Annotated in this window: 11 protein-coding genes; all 11 read right to left on the bottom strand. The window is 57.4% G+C overall.

Going from position 1 to position 23,610, the window contains the following annotated elements; all coding sequences use genetic code 11:
* Window positions 1–145: 145 nt before the first annotated feature.
* Window positions 146–4,048 carry a DNA-directed RNA polymerase subunit beta' gene (locus HMPREF2710_RS00790; protein ID WP_070599017.1) on the bottom strand — a complete coding sequence of 1,301 codons (3,903 nt, stop codon included), beginning with the start codon at window positions 4,046–4,048 and terminating at the stop codon, window positions 146–148.
* A gap of 110 nt (window positions 4,049–4,158) precedes the next feature.
* Entirely contained in the window at window positions 4,159–7,665 is a 3,507-nt protein-coding gene (gene rpoB, locus HMPREF2710_RS00785; protein WP_005504932.1) for a DNA-directed RNA polymerase subunit beta, read from the bottom strand.
* Between the two features lie 257 nt (window positions 7,666–7,922).
* Window positions 7,923–9,419 carry an L-serine ammonia-lyase gene (locus HMPREF2710_RS00780; protein WP_070506930.1) on the bottom strand — a complete coding sequence of 499 codons (1,497 nt, stop codon included), beginning with the start codon at window positions 9,417–9,419 and terminating at the stop codon, window positions 7,923–7,925.
* Between the two features lie 276 nt (window positions 9,420–9,695).
* Window positions 9,696–10,814, bottom strand: coding sequence for a glycine cleavage system aminomethyltransferase GcvT (gene gcvT / locus HMPREF2710_RS00775; protein ID WP_049341124.1), 1,119 nt, complete (start codon window positions 10,812–10,814; stop codon window positions 9,696–9,698).
* Between the two features lie 172 nt (window positions 10,815–10,986).
* Window positions 10,987–13,827 carry an aminomethyl-transferring glycine dehydrogenase gene (gcvP, locus tag HMPREF2710_RS00770; protein ID WP_012903038.1) on the bottom strand — a complete coding sequence of 947 codons (2,841 nt, stop codon included), beginning with the start codon at window positions 13,825–13,827 and terminating at the stop codon, window positions 10,987–10,989.
* A gap of 284 nt (window positions 13,828–14,111) precedes the next feature.
* Window positions 14,112–15,332: an MFS transporter gene (locus HMPREF2710_RS00765; RefSeq protein ID WP_049363181.1), complete on the bottom strand. Its 1,221-nt coding sequence runs from the start codon at window positions 15,330–15,332 to the stop codon at window positions 14,112–14,114.
* Window positions 15,333–15,362: 30 nt separating this feature from the next.
* Window positions 15,363–16,196, bottom strand: a complete 834-nt coding sequence (gene narI, locus HMPREF2710_RS00760) for a respiratory nitrate reductase subunit gamma (protein ID WP_070599015.1) — start codon at window positions 16,194–16,196, stop codon at window positions 15,363–15,365.
* 26 nt (window positions 16,197–16,222) lie between these two features.
* The gene (gene narJ / locus HMPREF2710_RS00755) at window positions 16,223–16,963 is read right to left on the bottom strand and encodes a nitrate reductase molybdenum cofactor assembly chaperone (RefSeq protein ID WP_070599012.1); all 741 of its coding nucleotides are present in this window, start codon (window positions 16,961–16,963) and stop codon (window positions 16,223–16,225) included.
* A gap of 3 nt (window positions 16,964–16,966) precedes the next feature.
* Complete coding sequence (gene narH / locus HMPREF2710_RS00750) at window positions 16,967–18,580, bottom strand: nitrate reductase subunit beta (protein WP_005504921.1); 1,614 nt, start codon at window positions 18,578–18,580, stop codon at window positions 16,967–16,969.
* Window positions 18,580–22,299: a nitrate reductase subunit alpha gene (locus HMPREF2710_RS00745; protein ID WP_070541428.1), complete on the bottom strand. Its 3,720-nt coding sequence runs from the start codon at window positions 22,297–22,299 to the stop codon at window positions 18,580–18,582. The genes narH and HMPREF2710_RS00745 overlap by 1 nt, the downstream gene beginning before the upstream one ends.
* A 78-nt stretch (window positions 22,300–22,377) precedes the next feature.
* Complete coding sequence (locus HMPREF2710_RS00740; RefSeq protein ID WP_060824413.1) at window positions 22,378–23,571, bottom strand: ThiF family adenylyltransferase; 1,194 nt, start codon at window positions 23,569–23,571, stop codon at window positions 22,378–22,380.
* Between the last annotated feature and the right edge of the window lie 39 nt (window positions 23,572–23,610).

Here is a 23,610-nt window from a genome sequence, read left to right as displayed (position 1 = left end):
GTACCGCTTAAAAGAATGCCACCCTCCCCCACCTATTCGTTAAACACAGAACGCGGATACCCGAGACAAACTCGAGTATCCGCGTTCTTTATCAAGGACCAGGCCGGGAGCCTAAACCCCCAACCTGCCCCTCATGGCAGAAGCCTTAGTCCAGACCACGACCGTACTCATCCAGCGAAACAGCCATAAAGCCGCCGTTGCCGTAAGTGTACACCTCGTTATCCATCTGGAACGCGCTCTGGTAACCACCGAAAGTGTCCAGAGCCTGCATACGCTCAGCAGTAGCCTGGGGGCTGGGCTCAACCTCAATATCGTTGTAACGTGCCAGACCGGTACCGGCGGGAACCAGCTTACCGATGATCACGTTCTCCTTCAGGCCGAGCAGCGGGTCAGTCTTCGCCTCCATAGCAGCCTGAGTCAGGACACGGGTGGTCTCCTGGAAGGAGGCCGCCGACAGCCAGGACTCGGTAGCCAGCGAAGCCTTGGTAATACCCATCATTTCCGGACGGCCAGCTGCGGGCTTCTTGCCCTCAACCAGTGCCTTGCGGTTAGCAGTCTGGAAAGCAATGTTATCAACCAGCTCACCAGGCAGCAGATCGGTATCACCGGACTCAATCACGGTCACGCGACGTAGCATCTGGCGAACAATAACCTCAACGTGCTTGTCGTGGATTTCCACACCCTGCGACTTGTACACGCCCTGAACCTCGCTCACCAGGTGCTTCTGAGCCTCACGAGGACCACGAATACGCAGAACCTCCTTCGGATCAACAGAACCGGTAGCCAGCTGATCGCCAACCTGAACGTGATCGCCGTTCTGCAGCTTAGAAGCTGCACGACGCAGAACAGTGTAGGACTGGGGCTCGGAACCATCGTCCGGGGTCACCACAATCTTGTAGGACTTCTCGGTATCCTCAATGGTCACGCGACCAGACACCTCAGAAATCGGGGCAACACCCTTGGGGGTACGAGCCTCGAACAGCTCCTGAATACGGGGCAGACCCTGAGTAATATCGTCAGCCGAAGCCACACCACCGGTGTGGAAGGTACGCATGGTCAGCTGGGTACCGGGCTCACCAATCGACTGAGCCGCAATAATACCAACAGCCTCACCAATGTCCACCAGCACGTTCGAAGCCATCGAACGACCGTAGCACAGTGCACACACACCAATAGCGGACTCACAGGTCAGAACCGAACGGACGCGAACATCCTTCACGCCTGCCTTGAAGAGCTTCTCGATGAGCTCATCAGAGACATCGGAGCCAGCAGCAGCCAGAACGTTGCCAGCCTCATCCTTCACGTCAACCGCAAGGGTACGACCGTGAATTGAAGTCTCAACATCCTGGTGCAGACCGCCATCCTCATCAATCAGAGGCAGAACCAAACCGCGGCGAGTGCCACAGTCGTGCTCGCGAACGATAACGTCCTGCGAAACGTCCACCAGACGACGAGTCAGGTAACCCGAGTTAGCGGTACGCAGCGCGGTATCAGCCAGACCCTTACGTGCACCGTGGGTCGCGATGAAGTACTCCAGAACCGACAGGCCCTCACGGTACGAGGACTTAATCGGGCGAGGCATAATCTCACCCTTCGGGTTCGACACCAGACCACGGATACCCGCAATCTGACGGACCTGCATCCAGTTACCACGTGCACCGGAGGTCACCATACGGTAAATGGTGTTCAGACCACCGTGAGAGCTCAAGTTCTCACGCATAGCCTCTGCAACCACGTCGGTAGCCTCGGTCCAAACCTTAATCAGCTCCTGACGACGCTCTTCGTCATCGATGGTACCAATCTCGAAGTCGTCCTCAATTGCAGCAGCCTGCTTCTCGTAGCGCTCCATAATTGCCGGCTTCTCAGAAGGAGTAGCAATATCGGAAACAGCCACGGTCACGCCCGAACGAGAAGCCCAGTAGAAACCGGAGTTCTTCAGGTTATCCAGGGCACGAGCCACAACATCCATCGGGTAACGCTCAGCCAGATCATTAATCAGGCTACCCAGACCCTTCTTATCTGCCACGCCAGAGAACCAGGGGTAATCCTTCGGCAGAGCCTGGTTGAACAGAACCTGACCAACAGTGCAGTCCAGCAGCACAGAATCGCCGGGCTGGTAACCCTCCGGTGCTTCCCAATCCTCGGGAGCAACAAACTGGTCACCATCAAGGCGAATCTTCACCTTGGTGTACAGCTCAATCTCATGACGATCCATCGCCATCAGAGCCTCAGACACCGAGGAGAATGCATGACCCTCGTTCTTCTGACCATCGCGAGGAGTAGTCAGGTGGTACAGACCAATAATCATATCCTGCGAAGGAACAGCCACAGGGCGGCCATCCGACGGCTTCAGGATGTTGTTCGAGGACAGCATGAGGATACGAGCCTCAGCCTGAGCCTCAGGAGACAGCGGCAGATGAACTGCCATCTGGTCACCATCGAAGTCAGCGTTGAACGCGGAGCAAACCAGCGGGTGCAGCTGAATAGCCTTACCCTCAACCAGCTTCGGCTCAAACGCCTGAATACCGAGGCGATGCAGAGTAGGTGCACGGTTCAGCAGAACCGGGTGCTCAGCAATAACCTCTTCCAGCACGTCCCAAACCTGCGGGCGGAAACGCTCAACCATACGCTTAGCGCTCTTAATGTTCTGAGCGTGGCTCAGCTCCACCAGACGCTTCATAACGAAGGGCTTGAACAGCTCCAGCGCCATCTGCTTGGGCAGACCACACTGGTGCATCTGCAGCTGAGGACCAACCACAATCACGGAACGACCCGAGTAGTCAACACGCTTACCGAGCAGGTTCTGACGGAAACGACCCTGCTTACCCTTCAGCATGTCAGACAGAGACTTCAGGGGGCGGTTACCGGGGCCGGTCACCGGGCGACCGCGACGACCGTTATCGAAGAGCGAGTCCACAGCTTCCTGCAGCATACGCTTCTCGTTGTTCACGATAATCTCGGGAGCACCCAGCTCCAGCAGACGCTTCAAACGGTTGTTACGGTTGATCACACGACGGTACAGGTCGTTCAGGTCGGAGGTCGCGAAACGGCCACCATCCAGCTGAACCATCGGGCGCAGTTCCGGCGGAATAACCGGAACAACATCCAGGACCATACCCAGCGGGGAGTTGTTAGTGGTCAGGAAGGCGTTAACAACCTTCAGACGCTTCAGAGCGCGGGTCTTCTTCTGACCCTTACCGGTCTGAATAATCTCCTTCAGAGCCTCAGACTCAGCCTCCAGGTCGAAGGACTCCAGACGCTTCTTAATAGCCTCTGCGCCCATAGCGCCCTCAAAGTACAGGCCGTACTTATCAATCATGGAACGGTACAGAGCCTCATCGCCCTCAAGGTCAGCGACCTTCAGGTTCTTGAAGCGATCCCACACACGATCCAGGTGCTCAGCCTCACGCTCGTAGCGCTTACGCACCGACGCGAGCTGACGCTCAGCGTTATCGCGCAGCTTACGCTTCTCAGCAGCCTTGCCGCCCTCAGCCTCAATACGAGCCAGCTCCGCCTCAACCTCACGGCTGATAGCGTTCACGTCAGCGTTCAGAGCAGCCTCAAGCTCCTGCTTCTCACGGTCGTGAGCAGCCTGCAGCATCGGCAGATCCTCGTGACGAGCTTCCTCGTCAACCTTAGTGATCATGTACGCAGCGAAGTAAATGACCTTCTCCAGGTCCTTCGGAGCCAGATCCAGCAGGTAACCCAGGCGGGAAGGAACACCCTTGAAGTACCAAATGTGGGTAACAGGAGCAGCCAGCTCAATGTGACCCATACGCTCACGACGTACCTTAGAGCGGGTCACCTCAACACCACAGCGCTCACACACAATGCCCTTGAAGCGCACGCGCTTGTACTTACCGCAGTAGCACTCCCAGTCCTTGGTGGGGCCGAAGATACGCTCGTCGAAGAGGCCGTCCTTCTCGGGCTTCAGGGTACGGTAGTTGATGGTCTCGGGCTTCTTAACCTCACCAAAGGACCAACGACGGATGTCGTCGGCGGTGGCGAGGCCAATTCGCATCAAACCAAGCGAAGATTCGTTGGACATATCGGTCCTAATCTCTTTCTGTAAGTTTCTGAAGACTTGGGTTAGCGGGCGGGAACCCCACAACGCACGCGAGCGCATGCGGGGTTCCCCACCCTAGAAGGAGGCGGTGCTTATGCCTCGTCGACGGAGCTAGGCTCGTCGTGGGTCAGGCTCACGCCCATATCTTCTGCTGCCCGGAAGCCTTCTTCCTCCGAGTCGCTCATCTCAATAATCTTGCCGTCGGTGGAGAGCACCTCGACGTTCAGGCACAGAGACTGCATTTCCTTGATAAGAACCTTGAAGGATTCGGGGATACCCGGCTCAGGGATGTTCTCGCCCTTCACGATAGCCTCGTAAACCTTCACACGGCCCGCCACGTCATCGGACTTGACGGTCAGGATTTCCTGCAGGGTGTATGCGGCGCCGTATGCCTCCAGCGCCCACACTTCCATCTCACCGAAGCGCTGACCACCGAACTGCGCCTTACCACCCAGGGGCTGCTGGGTAATCATCGAGTACGGACCGGTGGAACGAGCGTGAATCTTGTCATCCACCAGGTGGTGCAGCTTCAGGATGTACTGGTAACCAACCGAAATCGGGTCCGGGAACGGCTCACCGGAACGGCCGTCAATCAGACGTGCCTTACCGGAACGGTTGATCAGACGGTCGCCATCGCGGTTCGGGTTCGAGTGATCCATGAGGTCGAACAGTTCGTCCTCGTGGGCACCGTCGAACACCGGGGTTGCCAGGCGGGTCGGGCCGGATTCCTTCGGGAAGTTCGGCATGTGCTTGAGCCATTCGGGCTCGCCCTCAATCTTCCAACCCTGCTTAGCCAGCCAACCGGTGTGGACTTCCAGAACCTGACCAATGTTCATACGACCGGGCACACCCAGCGGGTTCAGGATAACGTCCACGGGGGTACCGTCTTCCAGGAAGGGCATATCCTCGATCGGCAGGATCTTGGAAATAACACCCTTGTTACCGTGGCGGCCTGCGAGCTTGTCGCCGTCGGTAATCTTACGCTTCTGAGCCACGTACACGCGGACCAGCTGGTTCACGCCCGGGGGCAGATCGTCCTCATCGTTGTTCTCGCGGTCGAAGATACGGATACCGATGACGGTACCGGACTCGCCGTGAGGAACCTTCAGGGAGGTGTCGCGAACCTCGCGAGACTTCTCACCGAAGATTGCGCGCAGCAGGCGCTCCTCGGGGGTCAGCTCGGTCTCGCCCTTGGGGGTAACCTTACCGACGAGGATGTCGCCAGCCTCAACCTCAGCACCGATGTGGATGATGCCGCGCTCGTCCAGAGCCGAGAGAACATCCTCGGACACGTTCGGAATGTCGCGGGTAATCTCCTCGGGGCCCAGCTTGGTGTCGCGGGCGTCAATCTCGTGCTCCTCAATGTGAATCGAAGTCAGCACGTCCTCAGAAACCATGCGCTGGGAGAGGATGATCGCATCCTCGTAGTTCAGGCCTTCCCACGGCATGTACGCCACGAGCAGGTTCTTACCCAGTGCCAGCTCGCCGCCGTCGGTGGAGGGGCCATCAGCAATAACGTCGCGGTACTCGACGCGCTGGCCTTCCTTCACCACAACGCGCTGGTTGTAGCAGTTACCCGGGTTCGAGCGGGAGAACTTCATGATCGGGTAGGTGGAGACAGAGCCGTCGTCGTTACGGACGATAACGGTCTTAGCGTCCACGGAGGAAACCACACCGGGCTTCTTCGCGAGCACGGAGTCACCGGAGTCCAGTGCTGCGTACTTCTCCATACCGGTACCAACCACGGGAGCCTCAGACTCCAGCAGGGGCACAGCCTGACGCTGCATGTTAGCACCCATCAGTGCTCGGTTAGCGTCGTCGTGCTCCAGGTAAGGAATCAGAGCGGTAGCAACAGACACCATCTGGCGCGGGGAGACGTCCATGTACTGAACGGCGCCGGGAGCAACCAGAACAGCTTCGCCAGAACCATCGCCCGCACGGCAGAGAACTTCGTTCTCAGCGAAGGTGCGGTCAGCGTTCAGCGGTGCGTTTGCCTGTGCGATAACAACAGACTTCTCGTCGTCAGCGGTCAGGTAGCGGACCTCATCGGTCACGCGGCCGTCAGTCACCACGCGGTAGGGGGTCTCAATGAAACCGAAGGAGTTGATACGACCGTAGGTTGCCAGCGAACCAATCAGACCAATGTTCGGGCCTTCAGGGGTTTCAATGGGGCACATACGACCGTAGTGCGAGGGGTGGACGTCTCGAACTTCCATGCCTGCACGGTCACGGGACAGACCGCCCGGGCCCAGTGCGGACAGACGACGCTTGTGGGTCAGACCTGCCAGCGGGTTGTTCTGGTCCATGAACTGCGACAGCTGAGAAGTACCGAAGAACTCCTTGATAGCCGCCACGACGGGGCGAATGTTCACCAGGGACTGCGGGGTGATAGCGTCCACGTCCTGGGTGGTCATGCGCTCGCGAACCACGCGCTCCATACGGGACAGACCGGTACGGATCTGGTTCTCAATCAGCTCGCCCACGGTGCGGATACGACGGTTACCGAAGTGGTCGATGTCGTCGATATCAATCTTGAGGGAGATCTCCTCGCCGTCACGGACGCCGGGGATGCTGGTCTCGCCTGCGTGCAGAGCGCAGAGGTAACGAATCATCTGAGCGATGTCGTCCTGGCTCAGAACGGAAGCCTCGGGGGAATCCATGGGAACGTCCACACCGAGCTTACGGTTCAGCTTGTAACGGCCAACCTTCGCCAGGTCGTAGCGGCGCGGGGTGAAGTACATGTTGTCCAGCAGAGCCTGGGCAGCTTCAACCGTCGGGGGTTCGCCCGGACGCAGCTTGCGGTAGATGTCCAGCAGAGCCTCGTCGCGGTCCTTGACGGAGTCCTTCTCCAGGGTTGCGCGGATGGAGTCGTACTGACCGAACTCAGCCAGAATCTTGGACTCGGTCCAGCCCAGAGCCTTCAGCAGAACAGTCACGGACTGCTTACGCTTGCGGTCCAGACGCACGCCAACCTGGTCGCGCTTATCAATCTCAAGCTCGAACCATGCGCCGCGGGAAGGAATCACGCGGGCAGAGTAAATGTCCTTATCGGAGGTACGGTCCGGAGCCTTCTCGAAGTAAGCACCGGGGGAACGCACCAGCTGAGAAACGACCACACGCTCAGTACCGTTAATAACGAAGGTACCGGCCTCGGTCATCAGGGGGAAGTCACCCATGAACAGGGTCTGCTGCTTGACCTCGCCGGTAGCGAGGTTCATGAATTCAGCCTTAATGTACAGCGGAGCCGAGTAGGTTGCGTCGCGGTCCTTGCACTCCTCAACAGAGTACTTGGGGTCAGCAAACTCAGGCTCAGAGAAGGAGAGCTGCATAGTCTCCTGGAAGTCACGGATCGGGGAGATTTCTTCAAAAATCTCAGCCAGACCGGACTGAGCGGGGACAGAAGTGTCACCAGCAGCCTGCGCCTTTTCCAGACGCTCCGCCCAGCGCTCGTTACCCACGAGGCGGTCGAAGCTATCAGTCTGGATAGCAAGCAGGTTGGGAACCTTCAGCGGTTCGTTAATCTTCGCGAATGAAATTCGGCGCGAGACGTTCTCTGCGCCGTTAGCGGCGTCATGGTTAGAGGTGCTCGAAGCGACCAAAATGGGGATCCTTCCACAGACATGTCTGTTAGCAATCAGCCTCCCGGCGACATTACCGGCGACACGACAACCTCAGCCCCCGAATAGAACGGTGCTCGAAGCTATAGAGTCGGACGGAAAAACGTCACCTTCAGCCCGTGCCCACCGCTATATGAAGGCACAAAGGTTAGGGAAAGCGTAAATACTAACGATACAGGAAGAAATCCCTTCTGTCTACCACACCCTCATCAGGAGTGCAAACCTGCCACAGCCTGCACCTAGCATTCCACCACATTCACAGCCAAACCACCCATAGACGTCTCCTTATAACGGTGAGACATATCCAAACCGGTCTGACGCATCGTCTCAATCACCTGATCCAACGACACACGGTGCGTACCATCACCACGCAACGCCATACGAGCAGCCGTCACAGCATTCGACGCCGCCATCGCATTACGCTCAATACACGGAATCTGTACCAAACCACCCACCGGGTCACAGGTCAGACCCAGGTTGTGCTCCATCGCAATCTCAGCAGCATTCTCAACCTGCTCAGGAGTACCACCCATCACCTGTGCCAAACCGGCTGCAGCCATTGAGGAAGCACTACCCACCTCACCCTGGCAACCAACCTCAGCACCAGAAATCGACGCGCGCTTCTTATACAGCACACCCACAGCAGAAGACGCCAAGAAGAAATCAACAACCGCCTGATCACGAGCAGCCTGACCGCAATGGCGAATACCCTGCGTGTAGTTCATCGCATAATGCAACACCGCCGGAATAATACCCGCAGCACCATTCGTCGGGGCAGTCACCACGCGACCACCAAAAGCGTTCTCCTCATTGACCGCCAAAGCAATCAGATTCACCCAGTCAATAGCGAACTCAGGAGACTTCGAAGGATCCTCCACCATCAAATCGCGATGCCACGCGCCCGCACGGCAACGCACCTTCAGCGGGCCCGGCAAATAACCCACACGTGCCAACGAAGAACCGATGCACTCCTTCATCACGCGGTAGATATGCAAGATGCCATCGCGGACCTCCTGCTCAGAACGCAGCGAACACTCATTCGCCATCTTCAACTGCGCAATCGACAACCCAGCCTCATTCGCCATCTCCAGCAGCTCAGCCGCCGAACCAAAAGGATACGGAGGGTTCATCAGCGACGCGCCACCGGTCGCCTCCTCATCACCCTCAACAATGAAACCGCCACCAATGGAATAGTAGGTACGCTCCAACAGCAGCTGCTCACCGGCAAACGCCGCAATCTTCATACCGTTCGTATGGCGCGGAAGAACCGTCAACGGACGCAGAGTCATATCCAGCTCACGGTAATTCACCACCGGGCCGTACACCTTCTGCTCCTCACCACCGGGCGCAGTCACACCGTACGCAGAGGACGGGTAACCAGCAAGCGGCAAAGTACCATCCACGCTATTGCGCTCAATCATCGCCTCAGAATCAGCGATATTGATAGTCTCCGGAACAAAACCACACAGGCCCTTCAACGCAGCACTCATCGTACCGTGACCAGCACCCGTAGCCGCCAACGAACCATACAAATCAACATGCACACCCGTCACACGGTCCAGCAGACCCTCATCAATCAGCTCCGCCACAAAACGGTTCGAAGCGCGCATCGGCCCCACCGTATGCGAACTCGAAGGGCCCACACCAACGCTGAACATCTCAAAAACACTGATGTCATACGGCAGAGCCTCTGCCTTCTTCTGGGCGCTGCTGGGCGCGCTCTGGTTAATAGCCACATTCTGTCCTTCAAATAAATAATGTCTGTGCACCGCACCAAAAGATACGCGCCCCTGAATGGAGGAACCACACATCAATCTGCGGTCTATAAGTGCGGACAATCACCCTTGACTGGCCGCTCTAATCCTAACGCACTTCAGAACCATCACAAACTAAGGTTCAGAACACCTCACGCCCTCCCTCGCTATTCAACGCCCACCTCACGGCGCAGAAAAGGCGCCGTGCCCACACGGGACACGACGCCTCTACCCTACAGATTATCTGCAGAAAAACTCTTACTTCTCACGCTTGTAGAACGGCAGAGCCACAACATCAAACGGAGCACGCTTACCGCGGATATCAACATCCACAGTAGAGCCAACCTCAGAGAACTCACGGTTCACCAGCGCCATAGCAATCGGGAAGCCCAAAGTCGGGGAAGGAATACCGGAGGTAACCTCACCAATCTCATTACCTTCAGCATCCACCAGCTTAGAACCGGCACGAGCAGGACGCTTCGCCTGAGCCTTCAGACCAACCAGGATACGCTTCGACTCACTCTTAGCCAACTCAGTCAGAGCCTCACGACCCACAAAGTTAGCAGCCTTCTTCTCCAGAGCAATCTCAACCAGGCGACCCAAACCGGACTCAAACGGAGTAATCTCAAGACCCAGCTCGTTACCGTACAGCGGCATACCAGCTTCAAGACGCAGGGAGTCACGAGAAGCCAGACCGGCAGGAATCATACCGAAAGGCTCACCGGCAGCAGCCAGCTTATCCCACAGCTCAACAGCGTTCTCATTCGGAACGAACAGCTCGAAGCCATCCTCACCGGTGTAACCGGTACGAGCCAGCAAAACATCAACGCCGGCAACAGTCAGCGGTACCGAAGCGTAGTACTTCAGCTCACGGACAGCCTCTTCATCAGACACGCCAGCAGCCAGCAGAATCTCCTCAGCACGAGGACCCTGAACAGCCACCAGAGAAGTCTGCTCCGACTCATTCACAAACTCAACGTTGAAATCACCCAGGCGCTCGCTCATCGCCGCGAAGTCAGTGTCAATGTTCGCAGCGTTCGGAACAACCATGAACTCTTCATCGCCCAGACGGTAAGTAATCAGGTCGTCAATCACGCCGCCCTTGTCGTTGACCAGGATCGAGTACTTTGCCTTACCGACCTTCAGGATGGACATGTTCGACACCAGAGCGTAATCCAGGAACGCACCCGCATCCGGGCCGGTCACACGGAACTCACCCATGTGAGACAGGTCGAAAATACCGGCACGAGTACGGACAGCCTCGTGCTCAGCAACGTCGTTAGCATACTTCAGGGGCATATCCCAGCCACCAAAGTCGGTGAAAGAAGCGCCCAGCTTCTCGTGAACCGGGTACAGGGAGGTCTTCTTGGGGGACATTAGGTTCTCCTCACGCACAGCCTTGTGCTGTTATCGTTCAATCGTCGTAGATTTAGTTCACCCCCACAGACACGAGATACGCTGCGGAGGCGACCCCCACCCGTCCCCAGAAATCTGAGGACGGGTGAGGCGGGTAGACCGCTACAGCCTACCCAGGAGCGTTATAGGCTCCTTATGCTTCCAGATCGAAAGCCTCCATCGGGGGGCATTCGCACACGAAGTTACGGTCACCGCCAGCGCCATCAATACGACCCACCGAAGTGAAGTACTTGTTAGCGCGCAGGCTCGGAACCGGGAAAGCTGCCTGGGTACGGCTGTAGGGGCGATCCCACTCATCAGCGCTTACCACATCAACGGTGTGCGGTGCGTTGCGCAGAACCGAATCCTCCACAGCGACCTTGCCCTCAGCCACCTCGATAATCTCGTCGTAGATGGTCTCCATTGCCTCAATGAAACGGTCCAGCTCTTCCTTCGACTCAGACTCAGTCGGCTCAACCATCAGGGTGCCCGGAACCGGGAACGCCAGAGTCGGAGCGTGGAAGCCGAAGTCCATCAGACGCTTGCAGACATCCTCAGCGGTCACATGAGACTGATCGGTCAGCTGACGCAGATCCAGGATGCACTCGTGAGCGACCAGACCGCCGGGGCCGGTGTACAGCACCGGGTACTTGTCGTTGAGCTTCTTCGCAATGTAGTTAGCGTTCAGCACCGCGTACTGCGAAGAGTCCTTCAGACCCTGAGCACCAGTCATCGCAATGTACATCCAGCTAATCGGCAGAACACCGGCAGAACCGAAGAACGCCTGAGAAATCGGCAGTGCAGCATCGTTGGGGAGCTTACCTTCAGCATCAGCGCGGTATGCGTCGCCGGGCAGGAACTTCGCCAAGTGCTCACGAACAGCCAGCGGGCCAACACCGGGGCCGCCACCACCGTGAGGAATGGAGAAGGTCTTGTGCAGGTTCAGGTGCGAAACGTCGCCGCCGAACTTACCGGGCTGAGCGAAGCCCATCTGAGCGTTCAGGTTCGCGCCATCCAGGTACACCTGGCCGCCAGCCTCGTGAACCAGCTGGCAAACCTCAGCAACCTGCTCCTCAAACACACCGTGAGTGGAAGGGTAGGTAATCATGATGCCGGCAACCTTGGGGCCGTACTTCTCAATCTTTGCCTTCAGGTCGTCAACATCAATCGAACCGTCAGCCGCAGTTGCCACACCGGCAACCTTCAGACCAGCCAGAGCAGCAGATGCCGCGTTGGTGCCGTGAGCAGACAGCGGAATCAGGACGGTATCGCGCTCGTGGTCACCGTTAGCCTCATGGAAGGAACGGATAGCGCGCAGACCAGCGTACTCACCGGTCGCACCCGAGTTCGGCTGCAGCGAGATAGCATCGTAACCGGTAATAGCAACCAGCCACTCGCTCAAATCCTTAATCAGCTCGTGCCAGCCCTCAGCCTGATTCTCCGGGACCAGCGGGTGGATGTTCGCGAACTCAGGCCAGGAGATGGGCTCCATCTCAGCGGCCGCGTTCAGCTTCATAGTGCACGAACCCAGCGGAATCATGGTGCGGTCAAGTGCCAGATCCTTGTCAGCGAGGTGACGCAGGTAGCGCATCATCTCGGTCTCGGAACGGTACTTGTGGAAAATCGGGTGCTGCATGTAGTCATCGGTACGCAGCAGCTCAGCGGGCAGATCGTACTGTGCATCTGCCTCACCCAGGGTGCCGCCCAGAGCCTCAACCAGGCCCTTGAGCAGCTCCTCACCGTGAGACTCACCCACGGAAATACCGATGCGGTTCTCGTCGAAGCGGCGGATGTTCACGCCAGCTTCCAGAGCCTTCGCAACCAGCTCGTCGGCACGGCCAGCAGCCTCCACCACGACGGTGTCGAAGAAAGTATCGTGAGCGATACCGTAGCCCGCAGACTTCAGCGCGGTAGCAACACGAGCGGCATTAGTGTGCAGGCGGTTCGCGATAGCGCGCAGACCCTCAGGACCGTGGTACATCGCGTAAGCACCAGCAACAATCGCCAGCAGAGCCTGAGCAGTACAAATATTGGAAGTAGCCTTCTCACGGCGAATGTGCTGCTCACGAGTCTGCAGAGCCAGACGGTACGCAGGCTTACCAGCCGAATCCTTAGAAACACCCACCAGACGGCCAGGCATGGTACGCTCCATGCCCTTGTGAACAGCCATGTACGCAGCGTGGGGGCCACCGAAGAAGAAGGGCAGACCGAAACGCTGAGTGTTACCAACTGCGATATCAGCACCCAGCTCACCCGGAGACTTCAGCAGGGTCAGAGCCAACAGGTCAGCGACCACAGTGACCAGGGCGTTACGCTCCTTAGCGGCCTTAATCAGCGGCTCAATATCGCGAATATCGCCTTCATTGCCGGGGTACGCCAGGACGATACCGTACAGGTCGCCCTCAGGCAGACCCTCAGAGAAATCAGTAATGACGAAGGGAATGCCGAGCATCTCTGCACGGCCGCGAGTCACCGAAATAACCTGAGGCAGGCAACGGGAGTCAATCGCGAAGAAGCCATTCTTCACCTTGCGGTTCGCACGGTGCATCATGACAGCTGCCTCAGCTACTGCGGATGCCTCATCCAGCAGGGAGGAGTTTGCAATCTCCAGGCCGGTCAGCTCCATCACGGTGTTCTGGAAGTTCAGCAGAGCCTCCAGACGGCCCTGAGAAATCTCAGCCTGGTACGGGGTGTAAGAAGTGTAGAAACCGGGGTTTTCCAGAATGTTACGGCGCAGAACCGCGGGAGTTACTGCATCGTAGTATCCGGCACCAATCATCTGGGCGAGAACCTTATTCTTCGCAGCATAGCCGGCAATCTTTGCCTGAGCCTCATGCTCCGACAGCGGAGCAGGCAACTGCAATTCGCCGTCAAGGCGAATCTGCGAGGGGACAACAGCGTCCATCAGCGCATCCAGGGAAGAGTATCCCAGGGTTTCGAGCATCTGCTCTGCGTCTGCGGAACGGGGGCCGAGATGACGATCAATAAAGGACATAGGATTCTCCTATTAGTCGGCGCAAACCGTAAAGGGGTCACGTCGCGCTATTGCGACGAGTCGAACATCTTAAGTGTCCCACATCTCCACAAAGTTTTGCTAGCTTTACCAACATTTGACATGCCTAAACATCAAAGTCTTTTGCCCCGCTAAGCTCCCTCCCTGTTAGAGGAAAAACAGCAGAAACGCACAAAGCCCGGCTCGTTCTCTCCGAAGAGAAAACGAGCCGGACTCAGTCAAAGCAAACTTCACATACATCCCGCAGAAGGATGTATTAGAAGACCCTACTTAGCGTGGTTGGGCTTGCCACCGTGCGGCACGAGGAATGCCGACAGAAAGGCGAGGAACGCGGTCACGGCCAGCAGCATCAGACCGATGAAGTAGTTGTTCTCAGCCTGGTTGTAGGTTGCACCCATCACCAGCGGCGGGAAGAAACCACCCAGAGCGCCAGCAGCAGCAACCACACCGGACACCGCACCAACGTTCTTTGGATCAGCCGCACGAGCCACCCAGCCGAAGACCGAGCCGTGGCCCAGACCCAGAAGAGCAGCCATCAGGATGAAAACAGCACCATACACGTGCTCAGCATCAGGCTGGAACGCGGTAATAACTGCCAGGATCACCACACCACCCAGGGAGATGAGGGTGATAATCTTCGGACCGAACTTATCAGCCAGCACACCACCGAAGGGACGAGCAATCACAGCAGCAACCGCAAAGCCAGCCGCACGCATACCAGCGTCGTTAGCGTTGAAGTTGTAGATGTTGCTCAGGTAAGTAGGCAGGTAGTTCGAGAATGCCACGAACGCACCGAACACAACAGCGTAGAGGAAGCACAGCTGCCAAGTGGTCTTCACCTTGAATGCCTGAACAATCTTCGGCATCAGCGGAGTAACCTCACGGCCGATGGTTGCCGGAGAATCCTTCAAGAAGAAGAAAGAGATAGCAGCGGTTACAGCACAGATAACAGCAATCAGAACGTGAGTCTGGAAGTAACCAATACCCTGCACCAGGCGGGGGGTAGCGAATGCAGAAATTGCAGTACCCACCATGCCGGCACCGAACACACCGGTCGCAAAACCCTTCTTGGAAGCGTCATACCATGCGGAACTGAAGGGAATACCCACAGCGAACACGGTACCCGCAATACCCAGGAAGAACGCCACAACAAGCAGCATGGGCAGCGAGTTCATCTGACCAGCAACACCAACCAGGAAGACCAGGGGTGCGCTAATCGCCAGAACAGCGGTGAACATAATACGACCACCGTAGCGGTCAGTCAGACCACCAACGGGAATACGGCCAATAGCGCCGATAAAAATCGGCATAGCCACCAGAACACTGGTCATACCAGCGTCCAAGTGCATCTGCTTGGCGTACAGCTTGGCCAGCGGACCAACAATAGTCCAAGCCCAGAAGCCGATGGTCGAGATGAACGTTGCCAGCAGAACGTTACGGAGCTGACCATTCTTCAGGTCGTAGCTCGGTGCAACAGGGGTGCTCATATTTCCTCTTTTGCAATATGGATATGTGTATTAGCGGTCGGCGCGCTCACGCGGGAGAGTACCTACCGGATCCCAACCTCGACGTGCACCAACACGCTGGCCGCCACGAGTGCGGTACACGGTGTAGGGGCGGAAGAGGTAGTGCAGGGGCACAGTCAGTGCATGCACCAGGCGGGTAAAGGGCCAAATGATGAACAGAACCATAGCCACCACGATGTGAATCTTGAAAGCCACGGGAATATTCACCATCAAAGCTACCTCAGGGTGGAAGTAGAACAGCGAACGGAACCAAACAGCGATGGTCTCACGGTAGTTGAAGTGAACCTCGTGACCATTCACCGGAGGCAAACCGCCCGAGGGGTTCACCGCCGAAATCAGAGTAGCCGCAGTGCCAGCGAGAATCACCAGGACCAGAATGACGTACATGAAAACGTCATTACGGGTGGTAGCCGAACGAACACGAGAGTTCGAAGCGCGACGACCAATCAGAATGAACATACCAACAATGGTTGCAACCGCGGCTGCAGAACCTACAACCAGCGCCATCATGTGGTAAGCGTCTTCCGACAAGACCAGGTCGGTAAACGACTTGGGAACCACCAGGCCACCAACGTGACCAAGGAAAACGGCCGCAAGACCGTAGTGGAACAGGGGCGAAGCAATGCGCAGCAGCTTCGATTCATAGACCTGGGACGAGCGGGTAGTCCATCCGAACTGGTCAGTACGGTAACGCCAAATGGTGCCACCAATCAGAACGACCAGCGCAACATAGGGCAGAACGCCCCACAGCAGGATGTCCACAATACCCGGATCGGCTACAGCCTGTGCAGCATGTCCTGCGTTCTCAGAAGCAAGTACGTACACGTGTTGTCTCCTCACAAGGGATAAAACTAGTTAGAACGCGCCGAAGCCTGCTGGAGCAGCTGATGATCAGCGTAACCATCCAAGCCAACAGTCTCGACGGGAGGGCCGTAGCCAGCCATCTTCTGAACCTCCTCCTGAGTCTGCGGAGAGACGCCAGGAAGGGTATCGCAGATGCTCTGCAACAACCCGTAGTGGGGCAGATTTCCGTCCTTCATGGACAGACGAAGAAGCTCAAGGGACGGACGGTACGCCTGCAAAGCGGAACGGCCCTTACGGCGATCCACCAACGCACAGAACTCCAGCACCAGCGGCAGGTAGTCCGGAAGCTCGCCATTCAAAACAGTAAACATACCGGAGTCGCGGTACATCTGCTTAAAACGCAGAAGAGTCTCACCACGGCGGCGGGTATCGCCATCGGTCCAGTAGGACAGGTGCAGAGAATGACGACGCGAAAGGTCATACTCCTGCACGTACTCGGACTGCACATCCTCCAGGTCCTTAGAAGTCAGCCACTGCTGAACCGCATCAACGGCAGCAATGAAAGCCTCATCCTGAGTGGAAGCGGTAATCTCAACCAGTTCGGGCAAAACCTTCAGAGTTTCCTCATCGGGGTAGCCCAGCAGCATACCGCTCACCTGGTAGATTACCGAGTCCTTATCCTCGCCGGGACCGTAATCGATATCGAACGGGTTCTCCGGCTGAGCCGGCTCCGAGACAGCAGCCTCGGAACCGACTTTGCCCATGAGCTTGGAAAAGAATCCAGCCACTTATTACTTCTTTCCGGTGGTATTCGGGAAGAGGCCGTCAGGACGGGAAGAACCGTCCCAGCTGAACAAGCTGACCTTGTTGTTAGCCTCGTAGACACCGGTGGACACGGGGGTCGGGCGACCCTCCATGTCGTTGAACGCATCGCCGTACATGCCGGGTCCGCCATCCACGCTCAGGGAGCAACCCATTTCCTCAAGGTTGTGGGCGTCCTCCATGTGAGCCTTCGGAATGACGTAACGCTCGTTGTACTTAGCGATAGCCATCAGGCGGTACATCTCGTACACCTGCTGACCGGTCATGCCAACTGCCTGAGCAATCTCCTCGTTGCCTTCGCCACCGAGGTTGATGTCACGCATGTACGAACGCATCGCAGCCAGGCGGCGCAGAACGTTAGTAACAACCTCAGTGTCACCAGCGGTGAACAGCTCAGCCAGGTACTCAACCGGAATACGGAGAGACTCAATAGCGCCGAACAGGTTGTTGCTGTTCTCTGCATCGTGGCCCTGCTCCTTGAGCAGGTCAACGATCGGCGACAGCGGCGGCACGTACCAAACCATGGGCATGGTGCGGTACTCGGGGTGCAGGGGCAGAGCCACCTTCCACTCCTTCGCCAGCTTGTACACGGGCGACTTCTGAGCTGCAGTAATCCACGCATCGGGGATGTCGTTCTTACGAGCCTGCTCAATCACAGCCGGATCCGAAGGATCAAGCATCAGCGACAGCTGAGCCTCGTAGAGATCCTTCTCATCCTCGACCGAAGCAGCCTCAGTCACGCGGTCTGCATCGTAGAGGAAGATACCGATGTAGCGCATACGACCAACACAGGTCTCAGCACACACGGTCGGAATACCAGCCTCAATACGGGGGTAGCAGAAGGTACACTTCTCAGCCTTACCCGTCTTGTGGTTGAAGTACACCTTCTTGTAGGGGCAGCCGGTGATGCACTGACGCCAACCGCGGCAACGGTCCTGGTCAACCAGAACGATACCGTCCTCAGCGCGCTTGTAGATAGCGCCGGAGGGGCAAGAAGCCATGCAGGAGGGGTTCAAGCAGTGCTCACAAATACGAGGCAGGTAGAACATGAAGGTCTGCTCGAACTCGAACTTAATCTTGTCCTCTGCCTTCTTGCGAACCTTCTCAACCAGCGGGTCCAGGTGACCGTACTCGGTCGCACCAGCCAGGTTGTCGTCCCAGTTCATACCCCACTCGACCTTGGTGTCCTCACCGGTGATGAGGGAGACCGGCTTAGCAGCCGGGAAGTCATCACCCAGAGGAGCACTGGTCAGGTTCTGGTAATCGTAGGTCCAGGGCTCGTAGTAGTCGTTCAGCTCGGGCTGAATCGGGGAAGCGAAAATCGTGAAGAGCTTCTGGAAGCGGTTACCGCTCTTGAGCTCCAGACGACCGCGCTTGTTCAGCACCCAGCCGCCCTTCCACTTCTCCTGATCCTCGTAACGGCGGGGGTAACCCTGACCGGGACGAGTCTCAACGTTGTTGAACCAGACGTACTCGGTACCGGCTCGGTTCGTCCATGCCTGCTTACAGGTCACGGAGCAGGTGTGGCAGCCGATGCACTTATCGAGCGCCATCACCATAGCAACTTGTGCCATAACGCGCATTAGAAAGTTACCTCCTGGGACTTACGGCGACGGATGTACGAGACGATATCTCGCTGGTTACCGGTCGGTCCAAGATAGTTGAAGGCGAACGCCTGGTGAGCGTAGCCACCAATCATGTGGGTAGGCTTCAGAAGAATACGGGTCACCGAGTTGTGAATACCACCGCGCTTACCGGTGACTTCAGACTTCGGGCTAACCATACGCTCCTGAGCGTGGTAAACGTAGCAGACACCCTCGGGCATACGGTGCGAAACGACCGCGCGGCCGACGAAGACACCGTTGGTGTTCACACACTCAATCCACTCGCCGTCCTTGACGCCAATCTTCTCAGCGTCCTGCGGGCTCATCCACGCAACCGGACCGCCACGGAACATGCTGAGCATGTAGTGGTTGTCGAAGTACTGCGAGTGGATTGCCCACTTGTTGTGCGGGGTCAGGTAGCGAACAGCAACCGAAACACCATCGGTAGTACCGAGCTCGGGCTCGTTGTACAGGCCGGTCATGTCCAGCGGCGGACGGTAAATCGGCAGAGCCTCGCCCATTTCGTGCATCCAGTCGTGGTCGAGGAAGAAGTGCATACGGCCGGTCAGAGTGTGGAACGGCTTCTTCTTCTCGATGTTGACGGTGAACGGAGCGTAGCGGCGACCGCCGGTTTCCGAACCGGACCACTCGGGGGAAGTCATCACGGGCTGCGGTGCGGCCTGGGTCATGGGGAAGGTGATACGACGTTCCTCGTTACCTTCTGCCAGGTCCATCAGGTGCAGACCGGTCTGCTTCTCGAGCTCCTTGAAGCCCTTGACAGCGACCGCGCCGTTAGCGGTACCGGAAATCATGAGGATTGCTTCAGAAATCTTCACGTCGGTATCCAGTGCCGGACGGCCTGCGCCCTTACCGGAGTCCATCACACCGAATTCCTTAGCCATCTTCGCGACTTCGTCCTTCAGATCGTAAGTGATGAACTTAGTGGTGGCGCCGAGCTTATCGAACAGCGGGCCAACGGTGGTGTACATGTCGTACACTGCGCCGTAGTCACGCTCGACAGTGACGAAGTTCGGCATGTTCTTGCCGGGCACGCCCACCATACCGGGGGTGTTCTTCCAGTCGGGTGCGTGACCGCCGGGCTGAGCAATCTGGCCGGGGGTGTCGTGCAGCAGCGGGACCGAAACGATGTCCTTGCGGACGCCGAGGTGCTTCTTAGCCAGGCGAGAGAACTCGTATGCCAGAGCCTTGAAGGTCTCGTGGTCGGTCTTTGCCTCCCACGGCGGGTCAATCGCCGGGGAGAACGCGTGCAGGAACGGGTGCATATCGGTCGAGGAGATATCGTGCTTCTCGTACCAGGTAGCAGTCGGCAGAACGATGTCAGACAGCAGGGTCGTGGTAGTCATACGGAAGTCCGAGGTGACCAGCAGATCCAGCTTGCCCTGAGGTGCGTCGTCGACCCACTTCACTTCGTTCGGGTGCTTCTCCGCGTCGGAACCCTGGACGTTGTCCATACTACCGACCAGGTGCTTCAGGAAGTAACTCTCACCCTTAGCGGAGGAACCGAACAGGTTCGAACGCCACAGGGTCAGGGTACGAGGCCAGTTGACGGGGTTGTCGACGTCCTCAACGGAGAACTCCAGGTCACCGGAGTTCAGGCGCTGTGCAATGTAGTCCGCGTTCGAGGAAGCCTCGCCGCGTGCCACTGCCTGCTCTGCCTTATCAGCCAGTTCCATCGGGTTCTCGGGGAACTGCGGGAAGAACGGCATCCAGCCCATGCGCACGGAGCGTGCCACAACGTCAGCAGTGTGCACATCGCGCAACTCACCCTTAGCCAGCGGGGACTGCAGGTAATCGGTGGAGTATGCATCCTGACGGAACTGGTCAGTGTGCATGTACCAGAAGCCGGTACCAATCATGTGACGCGGCGGGCGGCTCCAGTCCAGAGCGTTAGCAATGTTGGTCAGACCGGTCAGCGGACGTGCCTTCTCCTGGCCCACGTAGTGAGCCCAACCGCCACCGTTACGGCCCTGGGAACCGGTCAGGTTCAGCAGGGCGAGGATAGCGCGGTAGGTGGTGTCAGCGTGGTACCACTGGCAGATACCTGCACCGAAGATGATCATGGAGCGGCCGCCGGAATCCAGGGCGCTCTTAGCGAACTCGCGGGCAACGCGGATAACAGCCTCGGCGGGGACAGAAGTAATCTGTTCCTGCCATGCCGGGGTGTTCTGGACGTTCCAGTCCTCGTAGTCCTTAGCCCAGGTACCGGGCAGGCCCTCGCGGCCCACACCGTAGTGTGCCAGCATGATGTCGAAGACAGTGGTGACTTCGTGGCCTTCAACGTAGGCTACGGGCACACCGCGGGTAATGACGTCGCCGTGACCCTTCGGGTTATCGAAGGTCGGCATCTTGATTTCCACGGCTGCGGTCTGGCCCTGGGGCAGGTCGCGAATCGACAGAATCGGCTTACGACCCTGCAGGTCCAGGTTCCACTTGCCCTGGTCTTCCTGAGCGTAACGGTGACCCATGGTGCCGTTGGGCACGAAGACCTCACCGGTCTCGCGGTCCATCAGGACAGGCTTGAAGTCAGCGTTCTGCTGCTCAGCCTCACCAGCAAGCTTTGCAGCGGTCAGGAACTTGGAGGGGACCTTCACGCCGTCTTCGCGGGTTTCCAGGGTGACCAGGAAGGGAAGGTCGGTGTAGGTCAGGGAGAAGTCCTCGAAGAACTCGACACGCTGGTCGACATAGTTCTCCTTGAGGATGACGTGACCCATTGCCATAGCCAGTGCCGCGTCGGTACCTGCCTGTGCGGGCAGCCACTCGTCAGCAAACTTGGTGTTGTCGGCGTAGTCGGGGCTCACGGTGACAACCTTGGTACCGCGGTAGCGGACCTCGGAGACCCAGTGAGCATCCGGGGTACGGGTCAGCGGAACGTTTGCGCCCCACATGATGAGGTATGCAGCGTCCCACCAGTCGCCGGACTCGGGAACGTCGGTCTGGTCGCCGAAGACCTGCGGGGAAGCCACGGGAAGGTCGGCATACCAGTCGTAGAAGCTGGTCATGACACCACCGGTCAGCTGGATGTAGCGAACACCCGCGCTGAAGGAGGTCATGGACATTGCCGGAATCGGGGTGAAGCCGGTGTTACGGTCGGGACCGTAGTACTTGATGGTGTGCACGTGAGCAGCAGCCATCAGCTCAAGAGCCTCAGCCCAGGTCGAGCGCACCAGACCACCCTTACCACGTGCGTTAACGTAGCGTGCACGCTTGGCGGGGTCGGACACGATGGAGTGGAAGGCGTCCACGGGATCGTTGTGGATTGCCTTCGCTTCGCGGTACATCTCCAGCAGGAGACCGCGAACGTAGGGGTACTTAACGCGAGTGGGAGAGTAGGTGTACCACGAGAACGCTGCACCGCGGGGGCAGCCGCGGGGCTCGTACTCGGGGCGGTCGGGACCAACCGTGGGGTAGTCGGTTTCCTGTGCTTCCCAGGTGATAATGCCATCCTTGACATACACCTTCCAGGAGCAGGAGCCGGTGCAGTTCACGCCGTGGGTAGAGCGAACTTCCTTATCGTGGCTCCAACGGTCGCGGTAGAAGGCGTCACCTTCACGGCCGCCTTCACGGAAGACGGCGCGGCCGTCTTCAGTCTCATCCCAGCGGGAGAAGAACTTACCGAACTTAATCAGCTGATCGGTAAGGGGGCCATCCGGGCCCTTAATCTGTGATGCTTGTTCCATACTGCCCAATATATCTGAAATTTGGCATGGAAAATACGAGATAAAAACCTTGCCTAATTCATGCGAAATAAGGGTGTTTTAGACCGTAAGCCAGGCAGAAATTCCGCCCTCCAACATATACACAGAACGCCCTACCAAAGGGGCAATTTCGCGAGCCGCCTCAACCGTTCTAGCGTATCCAGTGCAGTAAATAACGATTTTCTGGGCATTTGCGGGGATTTTACGCTCAATCAAGGCCTTTAAAACACTATTCCGACCGGCCTCCAGCAACTCAGTCAGAGGAAGATTAATAGCCCCATCAATAGCAAAAGCTTCGAATTCCACCTGCTCACGGACGTCCAAAAGGGCAATATTTTCATCCGATGACAGCTTTTTAAGGTCCTGGGCACTTATGGGACGAGGCGTCGAATCAGTAGAAGAGCTAGTAAAATCCTGAGAAATATTACGAATTGTTACATAATTTTTGGGCTTATAACTCGTTTCTTGAGGCAAAACGACACTTTTCTTAGGTACAGCTTGCACGCTAGCTACGAGAGGTATATATTCCCACCTCCCGCTTAACGCCGAATATAGGCCAACCTCACCCATGAGTGGCTCCCCCACCCCGGTCAACAGCTTCACGGCCTCCATAGCCATAGCAGCACCCACCACACCAGCCATAGCGCCCACCACGCCAGCAGTACTACACGAAGGCACACTACCGGCAGCAGGAGCATGAGGGTACAAATCCTCATACACCGGACCGTGTCCCGCCCAAAACACACTCAACTGCGCATCAAAGCCAAGAATCGCAGCCCACACATGCGCAATCCCAGCACGCGCCGCCGCCGCCGACACCATATAACGCGACTCAAAATTATCGCTACCATCCAGCACCAAATCAGCGCCAGACAGCAAATCATCAACATTCGCCTCCGTTAAACGCTCACGCACCGGCACAACCTCAATAAAAGGATTCAGCGAGCGCAAAGACTCAGCGGCAGAGTCAGCCTTAGAATTACCCACCCTGGCGTGCGTATGAATCACCTGGCGGTGCAGATTCGAAGCATCCACGACGTCATCATCAACCACCACAATCTGACCGACCCCGGCACCCGCCAGGTACAGCAGCGCGGGAGCACCCAAACCGCCAGCGCCAAGCACCACCACTCGCGCACGCTTGAGTGCCAGCTGAGCTTCGTACCCCATTTCGGGCAGAATCAGCTGACGAGAGTAGAACGCACGCTCAGCGGCAGAGAGCTCGCTCGCGCTACGAGAGGTGTGAGAAGACATAGGGGTTCCTCGCATCAAATAGTAGAGATGGTTTGAATT

Source organism: Rothia sp. HMSC069D01 (assembly GCF_001810135.1).
GTDB lineage: Bacteria > Actinomycetota > Actinomycetes > Actinomycetales > Micrococcaceae > Rothia.
Note: the sequence above shows the minus strand (reverse complement) of the source record. Positions and strands in the feature narration are given on the sequence as shown.

What these genes read in the sequence shown, in the direction of transcription:
- HMPREF2710_RS00745 (WP_070541428.1), bottom strand. Translation starts at nt 22,299, where the DNA reads ATGGAACAAGCATCACAGATTAAGGGCCCGGATGGCCCCCTTACCGAT.
- HMPREF2710_RS00740 (WP_060824413.1), bottom strand. Translation starts at nt 23,571, where the DNA reads ATGTCTTCTCACACCTCTCGTAGCGCGAGCGAGCTCTCTGCCGCTGAG.
- narH (WP_005504921.1), bottom strand. Translation starts at nt 18,580, where the DNA reads ATGCGCGTTATGGCACAAGTTGCTATGGTGATGGCGCTCGATAAGTGC.
- HMPREF2710_RS00790 (WP_070599017.1), bottom strand. Translation starts at nt 4,048, where the DNA reads ATGTCCAACGAATCTTCGCTTGGTTTGATGCGAATTGGCCTCGCCACC.
- HMPREF2710_RS00765 (WP_049363181.1), bottom strand. Translation starts at nt 15,332, where the DNA reads ATGAGCACCCCTGTTGCACCGAGCTACGACCTGAAGAATGGTCAGCTC.
- gcvT (WP_049341124.1), bottom strand. Translation starts at nt 10,814, where the DNA reads ATGTCCCCCAAGAAGACCTCCCTGTACCCGGTTCACGAGAAGCTGGGC.
- gcvP (WP_012903038.1), bottom strand. Translation starts at nt 13,827, where the DNA reads ATGTCCTTTATTGATCGTCATCTCGGCCCCCGTTCCGCAGACGCAGAG.